The 13,813-nt window shown below is 67.1% G+C and carries 9 protein-coding genes; 2 read left to right on the forward strand and 7 right to left on the reverse strand.

Going from position 1 to position 13,813, the window contains the following annotated elements; all coding sequences use genetic code 11:
• Positions 1–37 precede the first annotated feature (37 nt).
• On the forward strand, positions 38–6,871 hold the full coding sequence (locus OG858_RS26040) for a polymorphic toxin-type HINT domain-containing protein (protein WP_328544382.1): 6,834 nt from the start codon (positions 38–40) through the stop codon (positions 6,869–6,871).
• A 14-nt stretch (positions 6,872–6,885) separates the two neighbouring features.
• The gene (locus tag OG858_RS26045) at positions 6,886–7,710 is read left to right on the forward strand and encodes a barstar family protein (RefSeq protein WP_328544381.1); all 825 of its coding nucleotides are present in this window, start codon (positions 6,886–6,888) and stop codon (positions 7,708–7,710) included.
• A gap of 114 nt (positions 7,711–7,824) precedes the next feature.
• On the opposite strand, the gene OG858_RS26050 is transcribed toward OG858_RS26045, so the two are convergent.
• The 7 genes from OG858_RS26050 to OG858_RS26080 form a co-directional block, all read right to left on the reverse strand.
• Positions 7,825–9,132 (reverse strand): tyrosine-type recombinase/integrase, encoded by a 1,308-nt coding sequence (locus OG858_RS26050; RefSeq protein ID WP_328544380.1) that lies wholly within the window; start codon positions 9,130–9,132, stop codon positions 7,825–7,827.
• Entirely contained in the window at positions 9,132–9,356 is a 225-nt protein-coding gene (locus OG858_RS26055) for a helix-turn-helix domain-containing protein (RefSeq protein ID WP_328544379.1), read from the reverse strand. The genes OG858_RS26050 and OG858_RS26055 overlap by 1 nt, the downstream gene beginning before the upstream one ends.
• Positions 9,356–10,801: a replication initiator gene (locus OG858_RS26060; protein WP_328544378.1), complete on the reverse strand. Its 1,446-nt coding sequence runs from the start codon at positions 10,799–10,801 to the stop codon at positions 9,356–9,358. The genes OG858_RS26055 and OG858_RS26060 overlap by 1 nt, the downstream gene beginning before the upstream one ends.
• A gap of 150 nt (positions 10,802–10,951) precedes the next feature.
• Positions 10,952–11,650, reverse strand: a complete 699-nt coding sequence (locus OG858_RS26065; RefSeq protein ID WP_328544377.1) for a DUF2637 domain-containing protein — start codon at positions 11,648–11,650, stop codon at positions 10,952–10,954.
• A gap of 36 nt (positions 11,651–11,686) precedes the next feature.
• On the reverse strand, positions 11,687–13,096 hold the full coding sequence (locus OG858_RS26070; protein WP_328544376.1) for an FtsK/SpoIIIE domain-containing protein: 1,410 nt from the start codon (positions 13,094–13,096) through the stop codon (positions 11,687–11,689).
• Position 13,097: 1 nt separating this feature from the next.
• Positions 13,098–13,286 carry a hypothetical protein gene (locus OG858_RS26075; protein WP_328544375.1) on the reverse strand — a complete coding sequence of 63 codons (189 nt, stop codon included), beginning with the start codon at positions 13,284–13,286 and terminating at the stop codon, positions 13,098–13,100.
• Positions 13,283–13,636 carry an SCO3933 family regulatory protein gene (locus tag OG858_RS26080; RefSeq protein WP_328544374.1) on the reverse strand — a complete coding sequence of 118 codons (354 nt, stop codon included), beginning with the start codon at positions 13,634–13,636 and terminating at the stop codon, positions 13,283–13,285. Before OG858_RS26080 ends, OG858_RS26075 begins: the two co-directional genes overlap by 4 nt.
• Positions 13,637–13,813: the final 177 nt, after the last annotated feature.

Consider the following 13,813-nt stretch of genomic DNA (forward strand, 5'->3'; position numbering starts at 1 on the left):
AGCGAGCCGGCATCGTCTGGCCGCCGTTGTCCTGCCCTTGTCATCAGCAGTCGTCGCTGGTCTGCTGAGTGCCGCACCGGCGCAGGCAGCCGCGGCGAACCGCGATCACACCGCCCTGCAGAAGGCCAAGTACGGCAAGGCCGAGCGCTTCGACGCGAGGGTCACCAAGGTCAAGGACCCTACGGAGGCCGCTGCCCGCAGGACGCTCGCCAAGGCTCGCGCGAAGGTGACGTGGCCGGGGGCATCGGCAGTGACGGTCGATCTGCCGCCGGGGACCAGCAAGAAGTCGGTCAAGGCCGCCGGGCTGCCCATCGCGCTCGCCCAGCCCAGTGGCAAGGCCGCCGGAGTCTCCAAGACCGCCGAGGCCCCCGATGAGGCCAAGGTCCGCGTTCTCGACCGGAAGACCACCGACCAGCTCGGCATCGACGGCGTGGTCTTCACGGTCGCCCGCGCTGACGGCGACACCGGCGCCGCGAGCCTCGGCGCGTCGATCGACTACAGCTCCTTCGCCGACGCCTACAGCGGCAACTGGTCCTCACGCCTGCGTCTCGTCCAGCTCCCCGCGTGTGCCCTGACCACGCCGGAGAAGGCGGCGTGCCGTAAAACCATCCCGGTGGCGTCGGAGAACGACGGCGAGGCCGAGACGGTCACCGCACAGATCACCACGCCGAAGGCGACCACGCCCGGTACGAAGACCCGGACCGCGATGGCCGCCAAGCCCGCAGCCATGGTCATGGCCCTGTCCGCCGCGGCAGGCTCCGACCAGGGCACCTACGAGGCCACCCCGCTGGCGGCCTCCTCCACCTGGTCCGCAGGTGGCTCCAATGGTGACTTCACCTGGAACTACCCCTTCGAGACGCCGCCGACCCCGGCCGGCCCGGCGCCCAACCTGTCCATCGGCTACTCCGCGCAGAGCGTGGACGGCCGCACCTCCTCCACCAGCGCGCAGCCGTCCTGGATCGGCGAAGGCTTCGACCTGTCGACCTCGTACGTCGAGCGGGCGTACGGCAGTTGTGAGGACGACGGCCAGGACAAGAAGTACGACCAGTGCTGGAAGGAGGACAACGCCTCCCTCGTCCTCAACGGCAAGTCGACGCCCCTGGTGAAGGAGGGCGGCAAGTGGCGGCCCAAGAGCGACGACGGCGAGCGGATCGTCCACGACACCGGCGCCACCAACGGCGACGACGGTGACACCGGGGAGAACGGCGACAAGGGCGAGTTCTGGACGGTCACCTCGACCGACGGCACCCAGTACGTCTTCGGCAAGAACCGGCTGCCCGGCTGGAGTTCGGGCAAGGCCGAGACCAACTCGGTATGGACGCTCCCGGTCTTCGGCGACGACTCCGGCGAGCCCGGGTACTCCGCCGGCGACTCCTTCTCCGGCCGCGCCAAGACCCAGGCCTGGCGGTGGAACCTCGACTACGTCGTGGACCCGCACGGCAACGTCATGACGTACTGGTACGACAAGGAACTCAACCACTACGCCAAGAACGGCACCACCGGCAACGGCACCGAGTACGTCCGCAACGGCTGGCTCAAGCGCATCGACTACGGCCAGCGCACCGACACGGTCTTCTCCACCACCCAGCCCGCCGCGGCCCGTGTGAAGTTCACGGTCGCCGAGCGCTGCCTGCCCGTCTCCGGCGGTGAGAGCTGCGGCTCGCTGACCTCCGCCAACCGCAATGCCTGGCCGGACGTCCCGTTCGACCAGATCTGCGCCGCCGACAAGCCCTGCACCGACCAGCCCAGCCCGTCGTTCTTCACCCGCAAGCGCCTGACCGACGTCACCACTCAGGTGTACGACGGTTCCGGTACCGGCGCCGAGAGTGACTACCGCGCGGTCAACGTCTGGCACCTGGGGCAGACCTTCCCCGACCCGGGCGACGGCTCGGATGCCAGCCTGTGGCTGGACTCCATCAAGCGCACCGGCAAGGTAGGCGGCGACGCCTCCCTGCCCTCGGTCACCTTCAGCGGCATCCAGCTGCACAACCGTGTCGACCGTACCGGTGACGACGTCGCCCCCTTCATCAAGTGGCGAGTCCGTACGGTCACTTCGGAGATGGGCTCCAAGCTGACGGTGAACTACTCCGAGGAGGACTGCGTCGCCGGCAGCGACGTCCCCTCCAAGCTGGACGCGAACACCCGGCGGTGCTACCCGGTCAAGTGGATCCCACCGTCCAACCCGACACCGGGCACCGACCCCAAGCCGCGCACCGACTTCTTCCACAAGTACGTCGTCACCCAGGTCACCGAGTCCGACCCGACCGGCGACGCCCCGCTGAAGCAGACGGACTACACCTACAGCGGCGGCGGCGCGTGGGCGTACGACGACGAGTCGCCCATCACCCAGGCCAAATACCGCACCTGGGGCATCTGGCGCGGCTACCAGAAGGTGACCACGACCACCGGTGAACCTTCCGGCACCCAGTCGAAGTCCACATCCCTCTACTACCGGGGCATGGACGGCGACAAACAGTCCGACGACACCACCCGCAAGGAGACGGTCACCGACTCAAAGGGTGTGGTGAAGACGGACGCGGAACAGTTCGCGGGCCAGCTGCGTGAACAGATCACCTACAACGGCGTGAACGGTCCCGAGGTCTCCGCGACCGTCAACACCCCCTGGTCCCGCACCACGGCCACCGACAAGCACTCCTACGGCACGGTCAACGCGTACATGGTCCGCACCGAGACCACGGTCTCCCGCACCGCGCTGTCGGGCGGCGGAGAGGTGACGGCGGCCAAGACGACGACGTACGACCCGACCAGCGGCCTGCCGCTGAAGGCGGAGACGGACGCGGCAGGGGAGAAGGACTGCACCGTCACGGAGTACGCCACCAACACCTCGGCGTGGATTCTCACCCTGCCCAAGCGGGTGGAGAAGGTGTCCACCGGATGTGCCGCGACCCCGAAGCGGACCGGGGATCCGAAGACGACCGACGTGATCTCGGATGTGCGGACGTCGTATGACGACCAGGACTGGGGGAAGTCGCCCACCAAGGGTGATGTGACCCGTGTCGAGAGGGTGACTGGCTACGACGGTTCCACGGCCAAACTCCAGACCGTCAACACCACCAAATACGACGCGCTCGGCCGTGTGACGGACTCGTACGACACCAAAAGCACCCGGGTCTCGCACATCGAGTACACCCCGGCCGCCGGAGGGCCGCTCACCAAGACCGTCGAGACCAACGCGCTCGACCACACCACTACCAACGAGATCGCCCCTGACTGGGGAGTGCGTACCTCCACCACCGACCCCAACGGCAACCGCACAGAACTGGCGTACGACAGCTTTGGGCAGCTCACCGATGTGTGGCTCGCCAACCGGGACCGCGCCGCCGGCCAGACGGCCAGCTACAAGTTCGAGTACAAGCTGCAGAACACGGCTGCGTCGTGGGTGGCGACCAAGTCCCTGAACAACGACGGCACCACATACCAGACCACCTACGAGATCTACGACGCACTGCTCAGGCTGCGGCAGACACAAGCACCCGCCGCGTCCGGCGCCGGGCGGATCATCACGGAGACCAAGCACGACACCCGTGGCCTGACTGTCGAAACGTCGACCGACTACGTCGACACCACCGCGCCCTCCGGCAAGCTCGCCACGTTGCTCACGGCGGCGCCGACAGGTACGGAGACGGTGTTCGACGGCGCCGGGAGGGTGACGATCGAGAAGATCCTCACCAACGGCAAGGAGTTCTCGCGGATCAAGCACACCCATGACGGCGACTCCACGCTTGTGGAGCCCCCGGCGGGAGACGCGGCCGTCAAGGAGAAGGTCGATGCCCGGGGCCGTACGGTCGAGCGGCTGGAGTACGACGGCAACGCGGTCAGCACCAAGTTCGCCCGGTTCACCTACGGCTACGACCACGCCGACCGGCTGACCACGGTCAAGGACGACGATGCCAACACCTGGTCGTACGGTTACGACTTCCTGGGCCGCAAGGACAGCACCACGGACCCTGACGCCGGCGTAAGTTCGTCCGAGTACAACGACCTCGACCAGGTCGTTTCGACGACCGACGCACGGGACAAGTCGATCGGCCTCACCTATGACGTGCTCGGCCGCCCGACCGGTAGACTCGACGGCAAGGTGCCGGTGGTCAACGGCCAGCCCGCTCCCGAGGACTCCAAGTACCTGGCGCGTTGGACCTATGACTCCATCGCCAAGGGCGAGTTGACGTCGGCGATCAGATACGTCGGGGGCAAGGGCGGCAGCGTCTACGCCCAGACCAGCGCCAAGTACAGCAAGATCTACGAAGTCCTCAGCGAGCAGTACACGATCAGCAAGACCGAGGGGGCCCTGGCTGGTTCCAACGGAACCTGGACCATTGCCAACGCCTTCAACCTCGACGGCACACTGCAGAAGCGGACCATCCCCGCGATGGGAGGCCTCGCTCAGGAGGTGTTGACGTACGGCTACACCGAGCAGCGCATGCCCGACACCCTCCAGGGCCTGACCGGCATCGTCCAGAACACCGACTACCTGCCCGCCGGTGAGCAGATCCGCACCACCCTCGGCGTCTCGCCCCTCGCGGACTGGACGGAGATCAACCGCAGCTACGAGACCGGCACCAAGCGCCTCGCGCGCCAGAGTGTGGTCTCCGAGACCCACACCGGCACGGACTCCGACGTCCACTACCGCTACGACACAGCCGGCAACCCCATCGAGGTCGAGGACAAGGCCACCAGCCCCAGCGACCGGCAGTGCTTCACCTATGACGGCTACCGCCGTCTGAAGACGGCCTGGACGACGACAGCCGACTGCGCCACCGCACCCGCCAAGACGAACGTCGGCGGCCCGGGACCGTACTGGCAGTCATTCACCTACGACAGCGCGGGCAACCGCAAGACGGCGACCGACCACCTGGCCGACGCCACCACCTCGTACACCTACAAGACGGCTGACCAGCCCCGCCCACACGCCCTTGCCTCCACCGAGACCAAGAAGACGGACGGCACGGTCACCGATACGACCAGCTACACCTACGACCCCGCCGGCAACACCGACATCCGGACGCTGGGTGGAAAGCCGCAGGACCTCGACTTCAATGCGGAGGGCAGCCTCGAGAAGGTCACCGAGGCGGACAAGACGACCACGGAGTACCTGAACGACGCCGCCGGCAACCGGCTGATCCGCCGAGACACCACCGGCACCACGCTCTACCTGGGCGAAACCGAACTGAGGCTGGACAAGGCGAGTGCCAAGGTCGAGGCCACCCGCTACTACAGCCACAGCGGGCAGACCGTCGCGGTGCGCACCACGGCGGGTCTGACCTGGACCGCCGCCGACCACAACGGCACGGCGAGTGTGCAGGTGGACGCCGCCACCCAGACCGTCACCCGTCGCCAGATGAAGCCGTTCGGCGAGGACCGGGGCCAGGCCGCCAAGGCATGGGTGGGCGAGCGTGGCTTCGTCGGTGGCACCAAGGAGCCGACCGGTCTCACCCACCTCGGAGCACGCGAGTACGACCCGTCCACCGGGCGCTTCGTCAGTGTGGACCCGGTCATTGACCTCACCGACCCCCAACAGGTCAACGGCTACTCCTACAGCAGCAACAACCCGGTCACCTTCGCCGACCCCGACGGGAAATACCGCGCCTCCGAGATCGCCGTGATCGAGGCTGCTCGGCGCATCGCGGCGCGGGCCATCGCCGCAGCCGGAGCCTTCCTCGTCAGGCAGTCGGGTTCATCCGGTTCGGGTGGTATGTCATCCGCAGGGAGCGCCAACTACGCCTCATCAGGCAGCAGTTCGTGCATGCCGCCCAGAATCTGCGGCAACGTCGAACCAGCGGACCCCAGATCTGTGGGTAGCTGGAAGGACGTTGCGGGAGGCATCGGGGACTTCTTCGCCGAGAGCGCGGATGTGGCCGAGTACGCCACCGAGCCCTGGTGCTGGAGCGGCACGAACCCGGACTGCGGTGGTACCCAGGACAACTATCAGGAGCTGGTCGAGGGATACGGTGCCGATCCCGACTCTGACGTGTATCAGGGAACGAAGACCGTTATGGATGTCGGGTCGGTGTTTGCCGGGGGCTGGGGAATCGGGAAATTCGCCCTGAAGCAGCTCTTCAAGAAGCAGATGCGGAAGCAATCCAAGGACAGAGAAAGGAGCAAAGCAAAGGAGGACAGCGGCTGCAGCAAGTGCTTCCTCGCCGGTACGGGCGTCCAGATGGCCGACGGCTCCACCAAGGACATCGAGGACATCGAGGTCGGCGACGAGGTCCTCGCTACTGACCCAGAGACCGGTGAGACCGGCGTCCGCAAGGTCACGCACCTCATCATCACTGAGGAAGACAAGCACTTCAACGAGCTGTCCATCGCTACAGAGGACGGCATCGAGAAGCTGACCGCGACGTACGAGCACCCGTTCTGGTCTCCGTCGGAGCAGGGCTGGATCGAGGCAGGCGGCCTTACGCCGGGCATGAGCCTGCTCACGGACGAGGGCGACACCGTCGTCGTCACCGCGAACCGCACGTACGAGGACAACGTCCGCACGTACAACCTCACCGTCGACGACCTGCACACGTACTATGTGCTGGCGGGTGAGACACCGGTACTCGTTCACAACAGCAACTGCCCCAAGGGGAAACTGTCTGACGGTTTGCCTCAAGGGATGAACAAGAAGATTGCTGAGGCGTACGATGCGGTCAGGTTGGGGGAAATCAGATCGCATAACACGTACAGTGGTCGGGAGCATTCATGGTGGGCAGGCGCCAAGGAGTATCGAGTTCCGGGGCGCCCGGAGACTGACCGGATCCTGGTCGTGGAGAAAAATGGCGTCGAGGTCTACGGATGGACATCGACTCACTACAGGAAAATTCAGAAGTTCAGCGCGCCACACTTCCCTGATTCCGGCTGGTAAATAGCCTGGTTCGAGTGATACGCCGTAGCGGCATCTTGCTGATGCCGCTACGGCGTATCACAAACTGTCGTAATGTAGAGGCGATTGGTCGACCCTTCATGAAGTTTGAGAGTTTCCCGCTGTATCGGCTCATCGATGATGAATCTCAGGACCTGATTGTTTTGGCGGAAGATGTCCGCGGGTTCTTTGGTGAGCAAGAGGTACACCCTCCGGAAGTTACCTTCATTCGCGTTCACCAGATCGCGAATGCCAGGCGGAAGGTCGAGGATGCGAATCTCGAGGTCGTGAACTCTCAGGGGGTGAAGATTGGCGACTACTGCATCGGTCGGGTTGTCCGAACCGGCCGCCATGGCTTGGTGGAGAATTCTCCTTCGAATGCGACTTATCAGTTCCTTGGTGGCGTATGTGAATACTCTGCGGCGGGAGAAGTGTGGCGGCATTGGGCGTCAAAGGTCGAGGGCGCGATGGATGAGTGGCTTCAGTGGCCGTCGCGCTACCATGAAACTTGGCTTCATGTTGTCCAGAATTCATGGTTCGCTTCTGACAAGAAAGCCGCGAGCTACGGACTGGATGAAGTTGTTTATCTCGATGGGGTGAATATCTGCACGAAGTCGAGTTTCTACTGCGCCTTGGGAGAGGCGGTAAATGGCCCCAGGGGCTATTTTGGGTCGAACCTCGACGCTGTCGCAGATTGCCTATCTCCTGAGGGAACGGCTCCTCTGTCCAGTATTGTGTGGCGTAACTATCAGGCATCACGTGATCATCTAGGGGATGACTTTATGGAGTCGATCCATTCAGTCATGCGCGAGTTTCATGTGGAGGTCATTGCCCGGCAATGACAGGCCTCTGGCAGCTTTCTCGCCAGCAGAAGGTGCGGTTGCAAATTTGATGCCCCGTCAGGTGTGTCCTGGCGGGGCTTTTGCGTGGGGTGACGGCAGTAGTTGACGGCAACGTCAGCGGACGAGTGAGGCGCAGGGTGGCAGTTCGTCGCCGTTGGAGCGTGCTGTCTCGGTGGTCTCCCGGCCGACGAGCGCGCCGCCGAAGGCGTCGATGGCGTCACGCTGGAGGCGGAGTCTGACGTGGGCGTAGACGGTGGCGGTGACGCCGATGTGGGCGTGGCCGAGGAGTTCCTTGATCACGACGAGTTCGACGCCCTGTTCCAGGAGCAGCGTGGCCGTCGAGTGCCGGAGGTCATGAAAGCGGATGCGGCGGAGGCCGGCCTTGCGGAGAAGCGTGGTGAAGGCGCGGGTGAGGTTGGTCGGGTCGATCGATCCGCCCTGCACCGTGGTGAACACATGCCCGCTGTGCTGCCACGCGGTGCCTGCGGCCTCACGCTCGCGCTTCTGCTGCTCGTGGCGGAGCTTCAGCGACTGGACGCAGCGAGTGGGGAGGGCGATGCGGCGCTCGGAGGCCCGGGTCTTGGTAGGCAATGTGATGAGTCCGCCCGTGCTGGTGCGCTGCAAAGTTCGGCGGATGGCAGCGGTACCGGTGTCGAGGTTGAGGTCTTCCCAACGGAGGCCGAGAAGTTCGCCCTTGCGGAGGCCGGTGTGGAGCGCGAGCTCGAACAGGGCATGCAGCCGGTGATCGTACGTGGCGCTGAGGAACTGGCGGGCTTCGTCTGCGGTGAGCGGTTCGAAGCGTCGGGGGCGGGGCGTGCCGGTGCGGACGTTGCGGGCGACGTTGCGAGGGATCTCCTCTTCTCTGACGGCGTGCTCCAGGGCGGATTTGAGGACGGAGTGGAGGTAGGCCAGCGTCAGCGGGGAGAGCCGCTTGGAGCAGCAGGCTCCGGTGGCGCAGCAGCGGGGCTGGTCACGGTCGGCGTCGAGGCGACGGGTGCAGCACTGGCAGGTGGTGCGGAGCTGGTTGAGCCAAGTGCGGACGTCCTTGGCGGTGAGCTTGCTGAGCTTCTTCTTGCCGAGGCCAGGGATGAGGTAGCGGTTGACGCAGGCGGTGTAGCGGGTGTGGGTGTTCTCGCGGAGATGGTGGACGGCGACGTTCTCCAGCCAGTACGTCAGGTACGTGGTCAGGCTGCCCTGCGCGGAGGGGGCGGGGAGGCCGCGGTTGCTGGCGGCGATCTTCTCGGTGAGCTTGGCGAGGGCTTCCTTGCGGGTGGTGCCGTAGACGCGGATGCGCTTGCGGGTGTTGCCGGGGGCGAGGACGTATCCGGCGGCCTCCCAGCGGCTGTCCTTGCGCTGGTAGACGGTTCCGTCGCCGTTGGCTCGGGCGCGGCGGGAGGCGGGGGTGTCGCGGGGTGTGGTCATCAGGCGGCTTCCTGTTCGAGGCGGGTGCGGATGAAGTCGGTCAGCGCGTGGGTGGGGATGCGGCGGGCGCGGCCGAGGGTGATCGAGACGAGCTGGCCGGAGCGGAGCAGGTCGTAGACGGCGGAGCGACCAAGCTGGAGACGGGCCATCACCTGGGGGACCGTCAGCAACTCCCGTGACAGGTCCGGCTCTTGATGAAGCGTCGGAGGCGGGTGCGTAGTCATCAGCAGCCGCCCTCTGCCACGAACTGCCGTTCCTGTTCCTTGCGGTGCCACACGTCGGCGGAGAGGAGCGCGGCGCCGGGGCTGTAACCCGAGCCGAGGTAGTTCCAGTGGTCGACGACGAGGGTGGTCGTCGGGTCGGACTCGGGCAGGCCGGCGTGGGTGCGGGCCTGTTCGGTGCGCCAGGTGCGGCGGGCGTCGCGCAGCGCGCCGAGGGTGGTGGAGTAGCTGCGGGACTTGGTGGAGAAGTGGCCCCGGAAGCCGAGCATGTGCGCCCACTTCCAGAGCTTGAGGTGGGCGAACTCCGGCAGCCTGCCCAGTTCCCAGCAGGTGCGGATCATCCGTCGCACATGCCGGGCGACGGCGAGCCGGGACAGCGGCAGAGCCTGCCCGGTCCCGTCGCACGCGGTGCACGGGAGTGGCGTCCCGTGGGGTAGCACGGTGGCGCCGCGTCCCTGGCAGGGGCGGCAGAACAGGGCGCGGTCGAGGGTGCCGGAGGCGTCGGCGGACTTGGTGGCGTACTTCGCCACGTAGGCGGCCACGGCCTGGTCGGTGAATTCGGCGTCAGTGCCGAAGGAGACGATCTCGCGCACGTCGAACTGTTCGCCCCAGCCGAGTTCGCGTTCCCCGACCGTATCCGAGGCGACCGTGACGCGGACCCGCGCGGCGGCGGCGCGGGCGGCCTTGGTGAGTACGGCGACGGTGGCGTACGGCGGCGGGGACGTGGTGTTGCCCTCCGGGCCGTCAAGCCGGATGACGGCGTGGAAGTGAACTAGACCGCGCTGCTGGTACTCGGCGACCTTGGCGAAGGAGACCCGCAGGACCGCGTGGGCGGTCTTCTGGGTCATGCCGAGCCCGGCGGCGATCTCACGGCGCAGGTAGGTGGTGAAGCGGGCCCACAGTGCGGAGGCATGGGCGTTGAACAAGACCGCGCCCTCGTAGTCGTACGTCGCGGGGTTCAGCGGCGTCCCGATCAGAGCGTCCGTGGGGTCGTGGAACTTGCGGCAGCGGCACGGACGGACATCGCCGCCGGGGGTGGTGAGGCGGTTGTGGACGGGGCCGAAGGACGGCGGGGTGAGGGTGACGAAGACGCGGGGATGGGTGCGGACGGTGTCGGGCACGGTCTTGCCGCCGGAGAGGCCGGCACGGATGAGGTGGTAGGTGTCGGCGGCGTAGATGCGGGAGCAGGCCGGGCAGCGGGAGGCGCGGCGGTTACCGCACGCGGTGAACAGGCTGCCCGTCGGTTCGGCGGAGGAGGTGTAGGAGCGCAGCACTTCGCCGGTCGTGGTGTCGACGGTGGTGCTGTGGCCGGTCAAGCGGACGGGTTCGGCGCAGCCGCCGAGGCGCTCGATCTGCTGCTGTGCGCGGTCGAAGTCGGGGTGGTTGACGAGGTGGAGCAGGTCCCGCACGGCGGGGCTTGCCACGTGGTGCAGGTCCAGGGTGACCATTCGGGGCGTGTCCCTTCTGTTCGGGTGGGTGGCCCCGAGCAGCAACCAGCCGGATCTGTAGGCGTGTTGGTGCTGCTCGGGGCATGGCGAACCAGACCCGTTGGCGGGCGTGGGTTCAGAGAGGGGGATTTGCCTGGGGACGGCCGGGGCTCAGAGCTGAGCGAGTGCGGCGGTGGCCACCGGCAGGGCGACGCCCATGCGCGTGCCCAGGTGGGCGGCGGTGATGGGCGTTCCGTGCTCGGCGCGGTGGGTGTCCGCGATGCGCCGGGCTGAGTCGATCAGGGCGGCTGGCAGGGCCGGGCCGGAGGCGGGCCGAGTCGCATTGGCGACGGCGACAGGCAGATCGGCGGCCGGAGCCGGGGCGGGCGTCGGGGGATCGGGTACGGGTGCGTCGTCGGGCACCGGTTCACAGATGGGGGCGGCGGCCTCCAGGTGCGGGGTGGGGCGGGTGAGGGTGTGGAACCGGGCGAGGAAAGCGGGGCCGACGTGGCCCCAGCCGAGCAGCAGGAGCGGGGCGACGGTGTCCAGGCAGGCTCGGCCGTAGCGTCCGGTCAGCAGCGGTTCGGCGGTGTTCAGGGCGAGGGTGAGCAGGCCGCACAGGTGCAGCAGCCGGGTACCGGCCTTCAACTCCGTCTCGGGGACGCCGTGCAGGGCGAGGAAGCGCAGGGCGACCAGGAGCCCGACGACGGACAGGTCCACCATGGGGGCGATCAGCGGTGCGATCGAGTGGGGAACGCCGAGCCGCAGGGCGAGTGCCCAGACGTTGCCGAAGGAGAAGACGAAGGCCAGGGCCGCGATGACCGCCATGACCACGGTCACGGTGCGCCGGGTGAACCGTTCCTCCGCCATATCCTCAACCTCCTTCCTGGAATGGGCTTTTCGGGGCTACTTGGCGAGCGATGCAATGGCGTCGTCCGGCTCGTCATCGAGGATCGTGCGGCTGGTCGAGGCGAGGAGAGCATCCAGGCACAGGGCGGGATCGGCGGTCAGATGGGAAGTGTCCTCGGCGACGCGGGCCGCGTCGGAGTCCGAGACGTAGGGGGTGCGGATGCGGGTGTAGCCGGGGCGGCCCTGCAACGCCATCACAGCGATGCCGACGTAGGCGGGGTCCTGCAAGGTGACCGGGCTGGCGTCGGGCCAGTTGCGGATGTCGTCACCCAGCGCAGCCACCGCGGCTTCCACGGTCTTCTGTGCGAAGGACAGCCCGATGGGGCACACGTCGCGGATGAAGGTCGGGAGGGCGTCACCGGTGGTCTTCTGGCTGATTAGAATCACCAGGATGCCGACGCTGCGGCCCTTCTTGACCAAGTCCTCCACCAGCCGGGCGTTCTCCGCCGTCAGGGCAGCCAGACGTTTCGTCTCGGCGTCGCTGCCCTTGTACTCGCGGAAGAACGTGTGCGCCTCGTCGATGATCAGGACCGTGAGCGGCCACTGCGGCGAGGGGCCGACGTGCCACATGTTCTTCACGCCCAGCACGTCACGGATGGTCGAGGACCGGCGTCGACGCAGCTCCACCAGCCGCTTGAACAGCGCGTTGGCTTCGTCAAGGTCGTCCCCGCAGAACGCGAACATCCGCTTGACCAGGTCGGCGTAGTCGCCCTCCGAGGCCCGTGACACCTTGCCGTCCGCACCCGCGATCTGCACGGCCGCCGAGGGTGCGAAGTCGCAGACGAACTTGTTGACGGTCGAGGTCTTGCCCGAGCCGGGGGTGCCGGCCACGGTCACGCCGGGCACGTTGGCCAAGGACACGCACACCTTGGCGGCGTACTCGTCCACGCCCAGCTCCCAACGTGTCAGGTCCGTGGGCGGGCGGCCGGTGGGCCGATGCCCGGTCGACGTGGTCAGCGGGTCGGAGCGCACGCCCCGGATCACCACCTTGCCGGGGCCGTCCGGCAGCACGGACACCCGCGTGCACCGCCAGGCATCAGCCAGGAACCGCGCCGCCTTCTGGTACTCCTCCAGCCCGACCTGCGGCAGCGTCCTGGCCCGCACGATCACGCCGAACCGGTCCGGCGTCACCTTGATCCGGGGAGTGAGCACCCGAGGTGCGTGGGCGGGGCCGTCTTTGGCCGCGGTGATCTGCGCGAGCAGGCCCGGGGTCTTATCGGTGACAGTCAACCCGGCCATCCGCGCGAGCCGTACCCAGCCCCACCGCACCCGGACGGCCTGCCGCATGCTCACCCGCGTGCCCCGGTCGGCACGCGCGTAGCGCACCACCGTCACCAGCAGCCACACACCGATCAGCGCAGTAGCGATCGGCAGCGCGTACGACGCGTATCCCGTGATGGCTTCCATGTCAGGCCCCCTCTTCTCGTATCAGGCGGAGCACGTGGGCCAGGTCCAGGCGGGCGGCGGGCTCCGGGCTCAGGCCGAGCAGATCGAGCACCGCGGCCGAGACGGCGAACGTGGCCTTGCCCCCGGTCCCCGGCAGGGGTCGGAGCGGGTGCAACTCCCGCTCCGTCGCAGGGTTTTCGAAGCGGATCACTGGGCCGCCTCCACCGTTGCCAGCTCCAGTCGGGCGGCCCGGTAGGCGACGCCGTCGGAGAGCTGACCGTTGAAGATCCGCGCCCACGGGGTCGCGAACAGCTCGACGGGCCTCACCATCGCGCCCGGCTTGAGCCCGGCGGCCAGGCCCGTCTCCGGGACTGTGATCTTCAGGACCTCGGCCCGGCCGTCCTCCATGAGCATCGCGGTCACCGTGTACAGCGACGCGCCGGTCTCCCGGTCGGTGGCGACCTCCCCGGTCTGCTGGTCCTTGATCTTCAATACCGGCTCGGTGCCCGCGATGCAGACCGCCGACGGCAGCAGGGCAACACGGATACGGGTCATGGCCATGCCATCACATCCTCGTTCGATGGAGCCGCTTGATCGACTCGCCACGAGCATAAGGAGAAGATCGCTCATCTTGCAAGAGCGATTAGCTTGTGAAGTCGATGAGGTGTAGTGAGCGCCAGGTGGGTAGCACGTGGATGTGCCTGTAGCGCTACGGGCTGCTGGCGATACCGTGGGGGC

It is taken from the genome of Streptomyces europaeiscabiei (genome assembly GCF_036346855.1).
Taxonomy (GTDB): domain Bacteria; phylum Actinomycetota; class Actinomycetes; order Streptomycetales; family Streptomycetaceae; genus Streptomyces; species Streptomyces europaeiscabiei.